Source organism: Gemmatimonadales bacterium (assembly GCA_030697825.1).
GTDB lineage: Bacteria > Gemmatimonadota > Gemmatimonadetes > Gemmatimonadales > JACORV01 > JACORV01.
Window position 1 is genome coordinate 93,030 of sequence record JAUYOW010000049.1, and the last position, 15,772, is coordinate 108,801.

At 68.8% G+C, this 15,772-nt stretch carries 16 protein-coding genes and 1 rRNA gene; 1 reads left to right on the plus strand and 16 read right to left on the minus strand.

All coding sequences use genetic code 11. The features are described 5' to 3' along the window. Position 1: 1 nt before the first annotated feature. The 9 genes from Q8Q85_02450 to Q8Q85_02490 form a co-directional block, all read right to left on the minus strand. Positions 2–2,473 carry an ATP-dependent Clp protease ATP-binding subunit gene (locus Q8Q85_02450; GenBank protein ID MDP3773105.1) on the minus strand — a complete coding sequence of 824 codons (2,472 nt, stop codon included), beginning with the start codon at positions 2,471–2,473 and terminating at the stop codon, positions 2–4. Between the two features lie 36 nt (positions 2,474–2,509). Then, positions 2,510–3,595, minus strand: coding sequence for a protein arginine kinase (locus Q8Q85_02455; protein ID MDP3773106.1), 1,086 nt, complete (start codon positions 3,593–3,595; stop codon positions 2,510–2,512). Next, complete coding sequence (locus Q8Q85_02460) at positions 3,592–4,092, minus strand: UvrB/UvrC motif-containing protein (protein ID MDP3773107.1); 501 nt, start codon at positions 4,090–4,092, stop codon at positions 3,592–3,594. The genes Q8Q85_02455 and Q8Q85_02460 overlap by 4 nt, the downstream gene beginning before the upstream one ends. After that, complete coding sequence (locus tag Q8Q85_02465; protein MDP3773108.1) at positions 4,092–4,793, minus strand: ABC transporter ATP-binding protein; 702 nt, start codon at positions 4,791–4,793, stop codon at positions 4,092–4,094. The genes Q8Q85_02460 and Q8Q85_02465 overlap by 1 nt, the downstream gene beginning before the upstream one ends. Then, positions 4,790–6,040 (minus strand): ABC transporter permease, encoded by a 1,251-nt coding sequence (locus tag Q8Q85_02470; GenBank protein MDP3773109.1) that lies wholly within the window; start codon positions 6,038–6,040, stop codon positions 4,790–4,792. The genes Q8Q85_02465 and Q8Q85_02470 overlap by 4 nt, the downstream gene beginning before the upstream one ends. Next, complete coding sequence (lysS, locus tag Q8Q85_02475; GenBank protein ID MDP3773110.1) at positions 6,037–7,542, minus strand: lysine--tRNA ligase; 1,506 nt, start codon at positions 7,540–7,542, stop codon at positions 6,037–6,039. Before lysS ends, Q8Q85_02470 begins: the two co-directional genes overlap by 4 nt. Then, positions 7,539–8,582 (minus strand): peptide chain release factor 2, encoded by a 1,044-nt coding sequence (prfB, locus tag Q8Q85_02480; GenBank protein MDP3773111.1) that lies wholly within the window; start codon positions 8,580–8,582, stop codon positions 7,539–7,541. Before prfB ends, lysS begins: the two co-directional genes overlap by 4 nt. A gap of 117 nt (positions 8,583–8,699) precedes the next feature. After that, a complete protein-coding gene (locus tag Q8Q85_02485) occupies positions 8,700–9,233 on the minus strand; it encodes a glycerol-3-phosphate acyltransferase (GenBank protein ID MDP3773112.1) in 534 nt (177 codons plus the stop codon). Beyond that, on the minus strand, positions 9,230–9,559 hold the full coding sequence (locus Q8Q85_02490) for a hypothetical protein (GenBank protein ID MDP3773113.1): 330 nt from the start codon (positions 9,557–9,559) through the stop codon (positions 9,230–9,232). Before Q8Q85_02490 ends, Q8Q85_02485 begins: the two co-directional genes overlap by 4 nt. A 175-nt stretch (positions 9,560–9,734) precedes the next feature. Here Q8Q85_02490 and Q8Q85_02495 point away from each other — a divergent pair, with 175 nt between their 5' ends. Beyond that, positions 9,735–10,079, plus strand: coding sequence for a hypothetical protein (locus Q8Q85_02495; GenBank protein ID MDP3773114.1), 345 nt, complete (start codon positions 9,735–9,737; stop codon positions 10,077–10,079). A gap of 26 nt (positions 10,080–10,105) precedes the next feature. Here Q8Q85_02495 and Q8Q85_02500 read toward each other — a convergent pair whose 3' ends face one another. The 7 genes from Q8Q85_02500 to Q8Q85_02530 all read right to left on the minus strand — a co-directional run. Further along, positions 10,106–11,017 (minus strand): diguanylate cyclase, encoded by a 912-nt coding sequence (locus tag Q8Q85_02500; protein ID MDP3773115.1) that lies wholly within the window; start codon positions 11,015–11,017, stop codon positions 10,106–10,108. Positions 11,018–11,122: 105 nt separating this feature from the next. Then, positions 11,123–12,187: a calcium/proton exchanger gene (gene cax, locus Q8Q85_02505; GenBank protein ID MDP3773116.1), complete on the minus strand. Its 1,065-nt coding sequence runs from the start codon at positions 12,185–12,187 to the stop codon at positions 11,123–11,125. Further along, positions 12,169–13,065, minus strand: a complete 897-nt coding sequence (locus tag Q8Q85_02510; protein MDP3773117.1) for a hypothetical protein — start codon at positions 13,063–13,065, stop codon at positions 12,169–12,171. The genes cax and Q8Q85_02510 overlap by 19 nt, the downstream gene beginning before the upstream one ends. Before the next feature lies 1 nt (position 13,066). Further along, positions 13,067–14,044: a PorV/PorQ family protein gene (locus Q8Q85_02515; GenBank protein ID MDP3773118.1), complete on the minus strand. Its 978-nt coding sequence runs from the start codon at positions 14,042–14,044 to the stop codon at positions 13,067–13,069. Further along, positions 14,025–14,195, minus strand: coding sequence for a Trm112 family protein (locus tag Q8Q85_02520; protein MDP3773119.1), 171 nt, complete (start codon positions 14,193–14,195; stop codon positions 14,025–14,027). Before Q8Q85_02520 ends, Q8Q85_02515 begins: the two co-directional genes overlap by 20 nt. Continuing rightward, positions 14,192–15,064 carry a GTPase Era gene (era, locus tag Q8Q85_02525; protein MDP3773120.1) on the minus strand — a complete coding sequence of 291 codons (873 nt, stop codon included), beginning with the start codon at positions 15,062–15,064 and terminating at the stop codon, positions 14,192–14,194. The genes Q8Q85_02520 and era overlap by 4 nt, the downstream gene beginning before the upstream one ends. A gap of 463 nt (positions 15,065–15,527) precedes the next feature. Then, positions 15,528–15,772: ribosomal RNA gene (locus Q8Q85_02530) — 23S ribosomal RNA — on the minus strand; the annotation flags it as partial.

The window sequence follows — 15,772 nt, forward strand, 5'->3', positions numbered from 1 at the left end:
GCTACGCTTTGGTGCTGGTGAGCGCCCGGAACTGCAGCCGCTCCCCGTCCGGCGCCGTGTCGACTTCGATCTCGTCACCGCGACTGAACTCGCTGAGCAGGATCTTCTCCGAAAGCGGATCCTCGATGTAGCGCTGGATGGCGCGCTTCAGCTGCCGCGCGCCGTAGTGCTCGTCGTAGCCGTGCTTCACGAGGAAGTCCGTCGCCGACTCGGTCAGCCGGATCGTCAGCTCCTCGTCCGAGAGCCGCAGCGTCAGCTCCTTGAGCACGATCCCCACGATCTGCGCGATGTGCAGGCGCGACAGCGGGTGGAAGACGATCACGTCATCCAGCCGGTTCAGGAACTCGGGGTTGAAGGTCTTGTTGATCTCGTCCTTGACCTTCTCGGCGATCTTGCTGAAAGCGCTCTCGGTCGTCGACTGCACGAAGCCGAGCGTGCCGCCCTTGGTGATGTCCCGCGCCCCGACGTTCGACGTCATGATGACGACCGTGTTCTTGAAGTCGATCACCCGGCCGTAGTTGTCGGTGAGCCGCCCCTCGTCCAGCACCTGGAGAAGGATGTTGAACACGTCCGGGTGCGCCTTCTCGATCTCGTCCAGCAGCACGACCGAGTACGGCTTGCGGCGAACGGCCTTGGTCAGCGCGCCCGAGTCCTCGTAGCCGACGTACCCGGGGGGCGCTCCGATGAGGCGGGAGACGCTGAACTTCTCCATGTACTCCGACATGTCCACCCGGATCAGCGCCTGCACGTCGGCGAAAAGGAATCTGGCCAGCGCGCGCGCCAACTCGGTCTTCCCGACGCCCGTGGGCCCCGAGAAGATGAAAGAGCCGATGGGACGCCGCGGGTCCTTGAGCCCCGCCCGCGAGCGGCGGATGGCCCGCGAGATGGCCGTGATCGCCTCGTCCTGGCCGACCACCGACTCGTGCATCTCCTCTTCCATGCGCAGCAGCCGCGATGACTCCGCCTCCCGCAGGCGGGTGACCGGGATCCCGGTCCACCGCGACACGATGAACGCGACGTCCTCCTCGCCCACCACCGGCCGGCGCGTCTGCCGCTCGCGCTCCCAGGCCTCCTGCCGCGACACGATCTCGGCCTGGGCCTCGCGCTCCTGGTCGCGCAGCGCCGCGGCGCGCTCGAAGTTCTGGTCGCGGACCGCCGCCTCCTTCTCCCGGTTGATCCCCTCGAGCTTGCCCTTGAGCTCGGCCACTTCGGGCGGCGGCACCTGCGCGCCGATCCGCGCCCGCGCCCCTGCCTCGTCGATCACGTCGATCGCCTTGTCCGGCAGGAAGCGGTCGGTGATGTAGCGCTCCGACAGCTTGGCCGCAGCGTCGAGCGACTCGTCGGGGATCACGATCCGGTGATGGTCCTCGTACCGCTTGCGGAGCCCCCTCAGGATCGCGTAGGTCTCCTCGAGGGTAGGCGGTTCGACGATCACCGTCTGGAAGCGCCGCTCCAGCGCTCCGTCCTTCTCGATGTACTTGCGGTACTCGTTGAGCGTCGAGGCGCCCACGCACTGGAGCTCGCCGCGAGCCAGCGCCGGCTTCAGCATGTTCGAAGCGTCGATCGCCCCTTCGGCCGCGCCCGCGCCCACCAGCGTGTGCAGCTCGTCGATGAACAGCACGATGTTGCGGTTCTGGGCGACCTCGTTCATCACCGCCTTGAGCCGCTCCTCGAACTGGCCGCGGTACTTGGTGCCGGCGATGACGGCCGCCATGTCGAGCGCCAGGACGCGGTGGTCCTTCAGCGCGTCGGGGCAGTTGCCCGAGGCGATCAGCTGCGCGAGCCCCTCGACGATGGCCGTCTTGCCCACGCCAGGCTCGCCGATCAACACCGGGTTGTTCTTCTTCCGGCGAGACAACACCTCCATGACCCGCTCGATCTCCTTCTGGCGACCGATGGTCGGGTCGAGCTGGCCCTCGCCCGCCAGCTGCGTCAGGTCGCGGCAGAAGTGGTCCAGCGCAGGCGTCTTGCTCTTCTTCTCGCTCTTCTGGGGGACCGGCGCCGCGGGCGCCCCCGAGGGCTGCGGCATCTCACTGCCCAGGAGGCGCAGCGTCTCGGCGCGCGCCTGCTCCAGGTTCACGCCGACATCGGTCAGCACCTGCGCCGCGATCCCTTTCTCCTCGCGCAGCAGGCCGAGGAGCAGGTGCTCGGTGCCTACGTACGAGTGGTTGAGCTCGCGCGCCTCGGACATCGCCAGCTCCAGCACCTTCTTGGCCCTGGACGTGTACGGCAGGTCGGGGCCGGCCGCCGCGGCCGCTTTCCCCTTCTTGACCGAATCCTCGATCTTCTGCTGGGTCTCCTCGAGGTCCACGTTGAGGTTGGAGAGCACGGCCGCCGCCACGCCCTCACCCTCGCGGATCAGCCCGAGCAGGATGTGCTCAGTGCCCACGTACTCATGGTGCAGGCGGGCCGCCTCTTCGCGGGCCATCTGCAGGACCTTGCGGACGCGATCGGTGAAGTTGTAGCCGTTCATTCCCCTGGACCTCGTCTCGTTCTGCAGGACCGGCGCTCAGGCCGGTGCGGCCGCCTCGTCATCCAGCAGCCTGCGTACATACCCCGCGCGCGCCGCGCGCAGTTCGGGATCGTTCGCCGCGCCTACCTCGAGGGCGGCAAGGTGGGCGGGCTGCGTGTAGATCAGCAGCTTGTTCAACGTGTATACACTCAGCCCCGGGATCAGTTTCAGCCCGACCCCCAACCGCACACCCGACAACAGGTTCATCGCTTCGTCGAACGAGAGGCTGCGCGCGTAGCGCAGCAGCCCGTACGCCCGCCAAACCTTGTCCTCGATGATCGTCGGCGCGTCGCGGAGGAGCACCTGCCGCGCCTGCTCCTCGTACGCGACGACCTGCCGGACGATCTTGCCGAGGTGATCGAGCAACTCCTCCTCGGACTTCCCGAGGGTGGTCTGGTTCGACAACTGGAAGAAGTTGCCGACCACTTCGCTCCCCTCGCCGTACAGCCCGCGGAACGTCAGCCCCACCTGCGTCAGCCCTTGCAGGACCTTGGAGATCTCCTTGGTGAGCACGAGCCCGGGGAGGTGGATCAGGACCGACGCCCGGAGCCCCGTGCCGGCGTTCGTCGGGCACGCCGTAAGATAGCCAAACTCATGGTGGAAGGCGAAGGGAAGCCGCGCGCCGAGATCGGCGTCGAGCCGCTCCAGCGCCGCGTAGGCCTGGGTCAGCGCGAACCCCGACTGCATGGACTGGAGCCGGAGGTGGTCCTCCTCGTTCACCATCACGCCGACCGAGCCGGCCAGGTACACCGCCGCGCCGCTCGCGCCGCCCGAGCGGCCCTCCACGGCGCCGGCGAGCTCCTTGCTGATGAGGTGCCGCTCGTGCAGGAGCTGGCGGTCGTTGGGCTCGAGCTGGTCGAGGAGGAACCGCGCGCCGCCCTTTCCTATCGGGCTCTCCTGCCAGGCGGAGTCCAGTTCGTCCAGCACCCGCCGACGCTCCCCGTCGCCCGCGCGCACGGTGAACGGCACTCGGGCGAGGTTGCGGGCCAGCCGGATGCGCGTGGACAGCACCACGTGCGCGAGCGGACCGCTGGCATCCAGCCAGCCGAGGCCTCCGTCGGGGATGAGGGTGAGGTCGATCACTCCTTCACCCGGATCTGGTCCCGGAGCTGCGCCGCCAGCTCGAAGTTCTCGGAATCGACCGCGCGCCGCAGCTGGTCGCGGAGACCTAGCAGCTCGCTCTCGGCCGGCGCGGCGGCCGGGGCCGCGCCCGGCGCGCGGTACGCCTCGCCCACGTGTCTGGTGCTGCCGTGCAGTCGCCGCAGCAGGTCGCGCAGGTGCGGCTCGAAGCTCTCGTAGCAACGCGCGCACCCCAACCGCCCGGTCTGCCGGAAGTCCGCCAGAGTGGCGCCGCAGTACCGGCACGGGACTCCGGCGGCCGGCTCGCCCTGTTCCGGCGTCGCGGGCTTGCCGAGCGAGGCGAGGAAGTCACCGAGCGGGAACTTGGCCACCGCGGCCTCCGTCTCCACGCCCTTCTCGGCGGCGCACCCCTCGCAGAGGTGCATCGTCGTCACGGAGTTGTTGACGATCTGGGTGAGGTGGATGACCGCCTCCCGTTCCTTGCAGTTCTCGCACAGCATCACGGCAGCGCCTCCACTTCACGGACCGGCGAGAGCCGCCCGTCGTCCAGTACGAGCATCCGGTCCGCGCGCAGCGCCAGCTGCCGGTTGTGGGTCACGATGATGACCGCGGTCTCGAGCTCGCGAGCCAGCCTGAAGAACAGATCGGCGACCATCGCGCTATTGCTGTGATCGAGGTTACCGGTCGGCTCATCCGCCAGCAGGAGGCCGGGGTCCCGCACCAGGGCCCGCGCCACCGCGCAGCGCTGCTGCTCCCCGCCCGAGAGCGCCGCCGGCCGATGTGTCATCCGGCCAGCCAGCCCGACCTCAGCCAGGAGCTGCTCCGCGCGCGAACGCGCCTCCCCGTCACCCCACCCACCGATGCGCAACGGCATCATCACGTTCTCCAGCGCGCTGAACTCCCTCAGCAGATGATGGAACTGAAACACGAACCCGATCCGCCGGTTCCGGAGCTCGGCGAGCGCGAGCGTGTCCAGCGTCTCGTACCCCACGCCGTCCAGGGCGACGGTACCGCCGGTCGCGCGGTCGAGCGCGCCGATGAGGTGGAGCAAGGTGCTCTTCCCCGATCCGCTCGCTCCCACGACCGCCACGACCTCGCCGCGACCGAGGGTGAGGTCCAGGTCCCTCAGTACGTCGAGCCAGCCCGCGTCACCCGACGGAAAACGCTTCCGGAGCCCCCGGACCTCCAGCAGCGGCGTCATTCGTGCCTTATCGCGTCCACCGGTTCGAGCCGCGCGGCCTGCGCCGACGGGTACAGCGTGGCCACCATGGCGATGACCAGACTGGCCGCCACGATCGCGGCGACGTCCGTCACTGCCAACTCCACCGGCAGGTGGTCAATGAAATAGACCGAAGCGTCGAGCCGGATCAGACGCCAGCGGTCCAGCACCGCTCCGAGCAGCAGGCCACCGCCCAGTCCGATGGCCGTGCCGACCACACCGACCACCACTCCCTGCGCGACGAAGATCCGCCGGACCTGCGCCGCGGTCATGCCCATGGCGCGCAGGATCCCGATCTCCTTGGTGCGATCGCTCACCGCCATCGTGAGCGTGCTCACGATGTTGAACGCCGCCACCAGCACGATGAGCAGCAGGATCACGCTCATCGCCAGCTTCTCCAGCTGGAGCGCCGAGAAGAGCTGGGAGTTCTGCGCCTTCCAGTCCAGGGCGCGGTACGGGAAGCCGAGCCGGTCCTCGATGGCGCGGGCAGTCCGGTCCGACCGCCAGGCGTCCGCGACCCGCACCTCGACGCCGCTCACCGCCGAATCGAGCCCGGCGAACCGCTGGGCGACCGCGCGCGGCATCACCACATAGGTGTTGTCGTACTCGTACATCCCGGTGTCGAACAGCCCCGTCACCTCGAAACGGAAGTATCGCGGCACGAACGCGCCCAGGGCCGAGTTGAACGACGACCCGGCCGGGGATACCAAGGTCACTACCGTGCCGGGGTAAGCGCTGAATCGGTCCGCCAGGCGCCGCCCCAGCACCACGCCACCGTCCACGTCCGCCGCGTGGGTGGCGAAGCGAAGGTCTCCCGCGGTGAAGCTGCGCGCCAGCCCCGTCACCGCTGCCCCTCCGGTGTCGGTCTCGACCCCGATCACGGCCACGCCTTCGGCATAGTCGTGGCCCGAGGACATAAGCCCCTGCGAGAGCACGAATGGGGCCGCCGCCACCACGCCGGGCGTGGTGCGCACCGAATCGAGGACCCACCTCCAGTCGTCGAGCCGCAGCCCTTCGCCGTAGGTAAGCACCCGCAGGTGCGGATTGGCGACCAGGATCTTCTCGCGCAGGTCCTTCTGAAGGCCGCTCATGATCCCCGTCACCACTATCAGCGCCATCACGCCCAGGGCCACGCCCGCGGTCGCGATGAAGGTGATGAGCGAGACGAAACGAGACGCCCGCCGGCTGCGCAGGTAGCGCGAGGCGATCCACCACTCGACCCGCTTCATTCGGGGCGCAGCGCCGGGAAGAGGATCACGTCACGGATGCTGCGCTCTCCCGTCACCAGCATCGTGAACCGGTCGATGCCAAGACCCAGGCCGCCGGTGGGCGGCATCCCGTACTCGAGGGCGCGCAGGTAGTCCTCATCCACCTGCTGCGCCTCCTCGTCGCCGGCGGCGCGCCGCGCACCCTGCGCCTCGAGCCGGGCGCGCTGGTCGTCGGGATCGTTCAGTTCCGAGAAGGCGTTGGCCAGCTCGTAACCGCCCACGAACAGCTCGAAGCGCTCGGCGAGCGCAGCGTCACCGCGCTTGGGCTTGGCCAGCGGCGAGACCTCGATCGGGTAATCCAGAACGAAGGTCGGCTGGTCCAGGTGCGGTTCCACGGTTAGCCCGAAGAGTTGGTCTATCAGCCGGGGGCGGCCCAGCCGCACGTCCGGCTCGAGCCCGCGCTCCCTCAAGGCCGCGGCGAGCTCGGCATCGTCCGCGCGCCGCAGGTCCACGCCGCTGTTCTCCTTCAGCAGCTCGACGAACCCGACCCGGCGCCAGTCCCCGGAGAGGTCGATGGCGTGGCCGCGTGCGTGCAGCGTCGAGCCGCCGGTGACCCCGCGTACCACCGCCCGCACCATCTGCTCGGTCAGGTCCATGATGTCGGTGTAGTCGGCATACGCCTGGTAACACTCGAGCATCGTGAACTCGGGGTTGTGCAGCCGGTCCATCCCCTCGTTCCGGAAGTCGCGCCCGATCTCGTAGACCCGCTCGATGCCGCCCACGATGAGCCGCTTGAGGTACAGCTCGTCGGCGATCCGGAGATAGAAGTCCGAGTCCAGCGCGTGGTACTTCGTGACGAACGGCCGAGCCGAAGCGCCACCGTAAAGCGGTTGCAGGATGGGCGTTTCCACCTCGAGGAATCCGCGGTCGTCCAGGAACTGCCGCACCGCGCGGGTGATCGCCGCGCGCCGCTCGAACACGGCGCGCCGCTCCGGGTGCACGGCGAGGTCGGCGTAGCGCTGCCGGTAGCGCACCTCGGGATCCGCCAGCTCGGAGTAGTGCTCGACCGACCCGTCCTCCTGCTCCGCGCTCTTGCCCAGCGGCAGCGGCCTGAGCGCCTTCGCCAGCAGCTCGAAACGGTCCACCCTGACCGTCACTTCGCCGGTGCGGGTGCGGAACAGAGGGCCCGACACGCCCAGGTGATCGCCGAGGTCCAGCAACCCGACCTGCTCGTACGCGCCACCGCCCAGCTGATCCTGCTTGAAGTAGAGTTGGAGCCGGCCCGAAGCGTCGGCGAGGTGCGCGAAGGTGGACTTCCCGTGCGACCGCAGCGCGACCACCCGGCCGGCTACCGCGACCTCCGGCCCCGCTGCGCCGTCGGTGAAGGCGGCGAGTGCGTGGGCCGCGGTGTGCGAGCGCACGTAACGGTAAGCGAACGGCGCCACGCCGCGGCTCTTCAGCGCCTCGAGCTTGTCGCGCCGCGCCAGCTCCACCGGCGGACGGCCCGCCGCGTCGCCGCTCATCGTCTCCCCCCGCCGAACTTCTGGAGGAACGCCTCGATGAACGGGTCCAGGTCTCCGTCCATCACCCGCTGCACGTCGCCCACCTTCAGCTCCGTCCGGTGGTCGTTGACCATCGTGTACGGCTGGAAGACGTACGAGCGGATCTGGTTCCCCCACGAGTTGTCCGTCTTCGTCGCCTCCAGCGCCTGCCGCTTCTTCTCGCGCTCGTCGAGCGCGCGCTGGTAGAGCGCCGCCTTCAGCACCTTCATCGCCACGGCCTTGTTTTTGTGCTGCGACCGCTCCTGCTGGCACGAGACGACGATGCCAGAGGGGTGGTGCGTCAGCCGGACCGCCGAGGAAGTCTTGTTGACGTGCTGCCCGCCGGCGCCGGAGGCGCGGAAGACGTCCATCCTGATGTCCTCCTCGCGGAGGTCGATCTCGATCGTGTCGTCCACCAGCGGATAGACGAAGACCGATGCGAACGAAGTGTGCCGGCGTGCCTGCGAATCGAAGGGCGAGATGCGCACCAGACGGTGCACGCCCTTCTCCGCCTTGAGGAAACCGCAGGCGTACTGGCCCTTGATCTCCAGGGTGACCGACTTGATCCCCGCCTCCTCGCCCGGCACCAGGTCCAGCACGCCGACCATGTAGCCACGGCGTTCGGCCCAGCGGCGATACATGCGCATCAGCATCTCGGCCCAGTCCTGCGACTCGGTGCCTCCGGCGCCGGGATGGATCGTGAGCAACGCGTCGAGCGCGTCCTCGGGGCCCTGGAGCATCGTCTGGAGGGAGAGCCGCTCTACCGCGGCATCCAGGTCGGCCACTTCTTTCTCCAACTCCTGCTCGATCTCCGGGTCCGACTCGTGCTCCAGGAGGTCCGACAGCTCGGCGGCATGATCGACGCGACGCCGCAACTCCGCATAGGGCTGCGTCCAGCGCCTCAGCGACTTCCCTTCTTCTACGGTCTTTTGGGCGGCGTCGGGCTTGTCCCAGAAACCAGGGACGGCCATGGCGGCATCCAGGGCCGTGAGGCGGGCTACCTTTGAATCGACGTCAAAGATAGCCTCGGAGTTCGGCGAGGCGGCGATCCAGGTTCTTCAAGGCGTCACGGACTTCGGTGGCGATCATGGCCAGCTCGTCAAAGGTCCAAGATTCGGCAAGATAAGAAGTTACGCCGCTCAGCGCCAGTAGTGCTTCGGCTCCTCGCCGGCCAGGATCCGTCGGAGCGGCGCCCGCAGCCGCTCGAGCAGGAGCGCGCAGACCGGGAGCGAGCCGAGGGCGAATGGCCATCCCGCGAGGAGCCCGATGACCACGGGGAACAGCAAGGTCGCGGCCGCACTACCCGCCGCGACAAAGCCCGACGTGACGTAGCCTATCCCCCACAGCACGGCCCACACCGGCACGGCGATCGGAGTCACGACGGTGAGCGCGCCCGCGGCCACCGCCAGGCCCAGCTCGTCCCGCGCCGAGGGCCAGAACGGCCACTGGTGCCCGGCGACGACAGCAGTGGCGACCATCGACTGTGCGTACGGATTGGCGCTCGACCCGATCAAGCTCATCGCTACCGCGCCCTTGAGCACGTCGGCGACAATGAGTGCCGCGCGGACCCAAGGCGGAGAAACGCCCGCCTCGCGCGCGGGTGGCAGGAGGCGGGCGATGGGGAGCGATCCTACGAGGTAGGACGCCAGCGCCGGCCCGACGATGCGGATCAAAAGGTCCTCTGCCCTCCGGCCAGGATCTCGTTCAGCGCGTCGGTGAAATGCGGCGTGGACTTGGCGACCTCCGCGCCGACCTGCATCGCGTACTCCTCGTAGCTCTTCTTGATCTCCTCGGCGAAGATGTCCTTCAGGGTCCCGTCCTTCAGGCCCTGAGCGCGCTTCGCGGGATGATAGGAGATCATGTCCGAGATCAGCGCGCGTGCCAGACGCCGAGCCTTGACCTGCGGATCCTGCACCAGGAACGGGTTGATGACCCTGCTGGGGCCGCCCGGCATGGTGGAGAGCGGCGGCACCGGGGCTGCGGGCGCGGACGCGGGCACCGCGGGCGCAGACGGCGGTCCCACCGGGCGCGGCGCAGGAGGAGCGGGTGCCGGTGCCGGAGGCGCAGCCGGCGCCGCTATCGGAGGCGGCGCTACCGCCGCGCGCGGGACGCTCACGGCCGGCAGGTCGCGAATCGTCGGCGGCTGGGCCGGCGCCACCGCGACCAGAGGGGCCATGACCGGTCGCGGTGCGACCGGCGGGGCCATGACCGGTCGCGGTGCGGCCGGCGGGGCCATGAACGGAGGCGCCGGTGCGACCAGTGGCGACTGGGGACTCGAAGGCCGGAGCGGCGGCGCGGCCACCGGAGCCATCGAGGGCGGAGGCGGCGCGGGCGGAGCGGCCACTACGGGAGGCGGAGCCGGCGATACCGGCAGGGCGGCCGAAGCGGCTGGGGCCGCGGCCATGGCGACCGCCGAAGCCCCGTTCGCGTTCACCGGAAAGACCGTTCGGCACACCGAACAGCGGGCGCGCACCCCGCCCGCCGGCACCTTGGCCGGATCGACGCGGAAGACGGTCTGACACGCAGGACAGGTCGCGTTCATCGATCAGCTTTCCTTGCCAAGCTCGGGGTCCTGGCGCCGATCGACGACAAACACCGAACCCGGAAGCGTCTTAGCATAACTCTTCATTTCGGTCGCCAGCCCGCTCACCTGCGCCGGGTGCGTGAAACGCCGGCGCTCGTTCGTGACGATCCCGATGGACAGCGTCATATACGGGACCTTGTGCAGCTGGCCGCGACGGTCCTTCCCGAAGAAGTACCCCGCCCGTCGGTCCTGCTCCGAGTACTGCAGCGGGATCAGCAGGTCGAACACCGTGATTATCTCGCTGCAGCATGGGTCGGTCATCTCGAGGGACAATATGACGATGAAGTCGTCGCCGCCGATGTGTCCCACGAATCCCTCCTGCCCGCACAGCCCCTTCACGACGTCGTGAAGGATGCGCGACAGCAGCAGGATGACGCGGTCCCCGTCGTTGTACGAGTACCGATCGTTGTACTCCTTGAAGTGGTCCAGGTCCGCGTAGCACACCGCGAACTCCCGGCCGCTGTCCATGCGCCGCTTGATGTCGCGCTCGATCTCGTTGGTGCCGGGGAGGCGCGTGGACGGATGCACGCTCACGTTGCGCTCGGTGCGCGTGAGCAGGACGTCCAGCCGCGCGCGCTGTTCCTCCGGATCGAAGAGCGGCGTGAGGACTTCGTCCGCGCCCGCGCGGAAGGCCTCGTGCACCCGCGGCTCCACGTGCGCGTCCTCCAGGAACGCGACGGGGACGATCGCCGTGTAGGCGTCGGCCTTGAGGCGGCGACAGAGCCCGAGGCCCGGCGCCACGTCCCCGTTCCCGTCCACCAGCACCATGGCAGGGAGCGCGCGTAGCGTCATGGCCTCGATCTGGGCCGCGTCGCCGACCGCCAGCGAGGGGAATCCCTTCCCCGTTAGCCAGCCCGCCACCAGTGGCGGCATCGGGCGACCGGCGGACGAAAAGAAGATTACCGTGGGCCTGGTTCGCACCGAACTCCTCTCGCAAAGTGCGAGAAGATAGCAACTTAGCCCGCTTCGCAGGAGGTGTCAAATGAAAAAGGCGACCACCGCGAGCACGCCGTACAGCCCCAGGAGCTGCACCCCCTCGAACCAATTCGACTTCCCGTCGAGCGCGACGAACGCAACGGCGATGCTGGTCAGGCCGAGCGCTGCCACCTCGAAACTGGTGAAGGCGAAGTCCATCCGGCGGCCCATCAGGTGACCGGCGCCCACCAGGAGCGGCGCTACGAACAGCGCCACCTGCGTGGATGAACCGGTCGCGATCTGGAACGCCAGCTCCATCTGGCCCTTCCGAGCGACGACCACCGCCGTAGCGTGCTCGGCGGCGTTGCCGATGATCGGGATGACGACGAGACCCAGGAACACCTCGGAGAGACCGATCGAGTGGCTCGCCTGCTCCGTGACACCGACCAGGATCTCGCTGAGCCAGGCCACGAAAGCGGTCGCCGCCGCCAGGATGACGACGGCCTGGCCCGGTCCCCAATGGTGCTCGCCTCCGCCCGCGTCGGGCGTGAGGAGCGTTCGGTGCGTGCGCAGCGTGAAGAGCAGGCTCAGCAGGTACGTCGCGACGAGGAAGATCGCCACCCCGTCCGAGATGTGGAGGATCACGTCGGGCTCCGGCGCGGGGTGCGCGATCGCGTAGAGCGCCGGAGCCGCGAACGCCGCTACCGCGAGCACCATCATCCCGAGCGAGGCCGCCGCCGCGGTCGCGCTGAATCGGATCTCCGGCACCCGCCACGAAGCCGCCACGATCGACAGGCCGAGGATGACGAGCAGGTTGCCGAGGATCGAGCCGATCAGGGAGGCCTTGACGAGCGCGATGAGTCCGGCGCGGAGCGCGAAGACAGTGATGATGAGCTCCGCCGCGTTGCCGAACGTCGCGTTGAGGAGGCCGCCGACCGCCGGCCCGGTACGATGCGCCAGCGCCTCCGTCGCCTCACCCATCAGCCCCGCCAGGGGCACGATGCCCAGAGCGCAAGCCGCGAATACCAGCGCGGGCGGCGCCCCGCCGAAGGAGAGCGCGACGGCCGCCGGTACGGCGGCGAGCAGCACCCACGTCACCGGACCCAGTCCTAGAATCCGGCGTGCCATGACAGCGTCACCCTCCCAACGTTCGAGTCGATACCTAGGCGCGGCACGGCGCCCGGCGCGCCGCCTCGACGCAGCCGCTGCGTGATGAGCGCGTCCACCGCGCTCCCGATGTGGTTGAGCACCACCACCCCCAGGTAGTTGGTCGCCGAGCGAAACGCTTCGTCGCTCGCGACGATCTGCGCGCCGAAAACGTCCTGCTCTAGCCTCGCGTCCCTCCAGCTCCAGCGGAACGCGCCCGACACCGCCCGGCTCGCATAGAACGCTATCGCCGCGCTATAGGCTGGCGAGGCCGGGTCCGGCAGCGAATCCGGGTCCTCGAGAAAGGTGCGGCGCGCCAGGAGCCAGACCGAGCCGTTGAATGTCGTCGTGTCCGGCTCGGGAACGAACCCAGCTCCGGGGTCCGAATCGTAGTCGCCGCTCGCCACGAAGTGACCCATCGACTCGTAGTACTCGAACGGCCCGTCCTGGCGGACGCTCGAGAACGGCCGCCGGGCGACGGCGTACGCTAGCTCCTGGAAGGCCGAGCGCTCGCGCCGGCCCTGCTGGGCGAGAGACAGGGCGCGCGCGACCAGCCAGACCTCCGTGGCCAGGTACGCCAGACCGCGTTCCTGCCCACCGAGCAGTTGTCCCGAGCCCGGCAACACCAATGACGCCAGGGGCCGAATCCACGGGCGCCGGTACAGCGGGAGCGCGGCGTCGTCCGGGCCCAGGAGCGCGCCAGCCACCGAGTCTCCGGATAGCGCCGGCCGCGGCTCTACCGCCGGCGGCGCGATCTGCTGCGAAAGCGCGGGACCGGCGACGAGCAGCAGACCGAGCGCCTGCGACGCGCGGTTGCGACACCGCGCCCACCGTCCGTCCGTCCGTCCGTCTTCCGTCACGCTAGAACATCGCCCGCAACGAAAGGTGTATCGGCTCCTTCTCGCCGAGATCGTCGTTGGCGAAGAAGACCTTCGCGATGTCGAACGCCACGCTGCCGAAAGTGACACCGATCCCGATGCTCGGGCCCCTGGCCTCGGAGTCGAGGAAAGCGTACCCGCCCCGGATGCGCACCACGTCACGCACGCCCCATTCGACGCCGACCAACGTCACTGGAGAGAGGGTGCCCTGCCCCACCGTGCCCTGCAGGTCGGCGAGGACGCGGACATCGAGCCCCTCGACGCCGGTAGGCGGCCGTCGCAATCCGTAGCTCACCCCCACCTGGAGGCGGGCGGGGAGCGGGTCGGCCTGCGCCTGGTTGTTCACCTGGAGCTTGAAGCCCACGTTGCGCACCGCCGCGCCGATCACCAGGGGGAAGGCGGGAAAGACGTAGCGCAGGCCCACGTCCACGGCGTGCGTCGTCCCGGTGGCGGTGGGCACGTTCGCGCAGTCTCCCGAGCAGTCCACCCTGAACTGGATCAGCTTGTATGCGATGCCGGCGGCGAGTCCGCCGACGACGTCGGTGGCGTAGCCGGCGAGCAGCTCAACGTTGCGGGAGGTCACCGTGCCGACCGGGTCGCTCCCACCGGGGAGCGTGACCTGGTCGTCGCCGTAGTCGACGACGTATGCGGCGAGTGCGAAGGTCCCGAAGCTGGACGAGGGAACGGCGATGACGATTGCGTCGGTGGCGCCGAAGAACTGGGTGGTGTGGTGGATCGCGAACTCGGAGCGGGCTAGGGCGGCGAGGCCGGCCGGGTTCCAGAACAGCGCCTCGCTGGTGCCGCCGTCGGCCGCGGTGGCCTGACCCAGGGCGGTGGCCCGCGCTCCCACGGGCAGGAGCAAGAACGCGCCGCCCGCCGCCGTAGGCGCCCTCTGCGCGGCGGCTGGGACGGCGGTGAGGAGCAGCGCGGTGAGGCTGAGCCTACAGCGGCTTGGCCTCATCGATGAGCATGATAGGAATGCCGTCGTCCACCGCGTAGCGGAGGCGGCAGGCATTGCAGACCAGCTCTTCCTGGGGCGACGTGCGGTACTCGAGATCGCCCTTGCACTTGGGACAGACGAGGATCTCGAGCAGGTCCTTCGGCAAGGTCATGGATGAGACTCCGACGGAAGTGGGAGACCAAGGCGCGCCAGCGTCGACGGGTTCTTGCGCCACTTAGGCCAGACCGTGACCCAGAGGTCCAGATGGACCTTCCGGTCGATGAACGCCGCGATCCGGATCCGCGCCGCGGTGCCGATGGCCTTGATGGTGCGACCGCCCTTGCCGAGGACGATCGGCTTCTGGCTTTCGCGCTCGACGGCCAGGGTGGCCCGAATATACACCGGCGTTTCCGCTTCGCGGAACTCTTCTATCTCGACCGCCAGGGCGTAGGGCAGCTCCTGCTCCAGCTCGGCGAAGGCGGCCTCGCGGATGAACTCGGCGGCGAAGAAGCGCAGCGGCTGGGTGCCGACGTCCTCGGAGTCATACAGGAACGGGCCCTCAGGAAGCCGCGCCCGGACTGTGGCGAGGAGTGCTTCGATCCCGTCGCGGGCCGGAGCGGATGTGACGAGCGCATCGGGCGGGACGGCGGGACGGCGGGACGGCGGAACGAGGTCGGCCTTGGTGTACACTGTAATCACCTTCGAACCATCGACCCTCGACCCTCTGACCAATTGGTCGAAGGCCGGTGCGGGGAACTCGGTGAGCGGGTGCAGGTGCAGCACGAGGTCCGCGTCGGCGATCGCGTCGAGCGCGGCGCGGAGCATGCCCTTCTGGAGTGGGTAGGCCGGATCGAGGAGGCCGGCGGGATCTACGAAGATGATCTGGGTTGTCTGGTCGCAGAGGATGCCGCGGACCGGCTCGCGCGTGGTCTGCGGCTTGGGGGAGATGATGGCCAGCGGTTCGCCGACCAGGGCGTTGAGCAGGGTGGACTTTCCGACGTTGGGGGCGCCGGCGAGGGCGACGAAGCCGCAGCGGGTCATGTCGGGCAAGATAGCGGGGACGGGGGCACGGAGGCACGGGGGCACGGGAAACGCCTATTGCGTGCCTCTGTGCCTCCGTGCCTCTGTGCCCCTTTTTCGTCTACAACTTTCGCACTCTCCGTTGAAGCCCAAACGTCATTCTGCTGGCACGCTGCCGAAGCGCATTCAGAGCTTCTGCTTGCTCGGCATTCAGATAGCCGAGATCCCCGGCGATGGCGAGGAGCGTGTCAACCTCGGCCAAGGAGCCGAGCGCGATGCTCAGGGCGTGGGCCAGCTCGCGTCGACCGTATCGGGCGTAACCCTCTGCGATATTCGCGGCACTCGATACTGCGGCCCGTCGGAGCTGAGAGGTCAGTCCGAAACGCTCGTCCGAAGGAAAGTGTTGGGTTGCGCGATAAACCTCGCGCGTCAGTTCGCGACACTGCTGCCATGCCAGGAGCTTCCGGTGCTGGTCCATGCGCCCAATGTGCTGCTTCCGGTGTGCTGCAGGTAACCCGTTTCAACGCACATTGTGCCCTTTCTGTGCCCCGTGCCTCCGTGCCCCCCGTGCCTCCGTGCCCCCGTGCCCCACTGGCGTGACAGCCGGTACACGAGCGGTCGGTCCGACCCGGTCCTCTCGTACTAAGGTCGGCGCCCCTCAATGCTCCTACGCCCACGACGGATACAGACCGAACTGTCTCACGACGTTCTGAACCCAGCTCATGTACC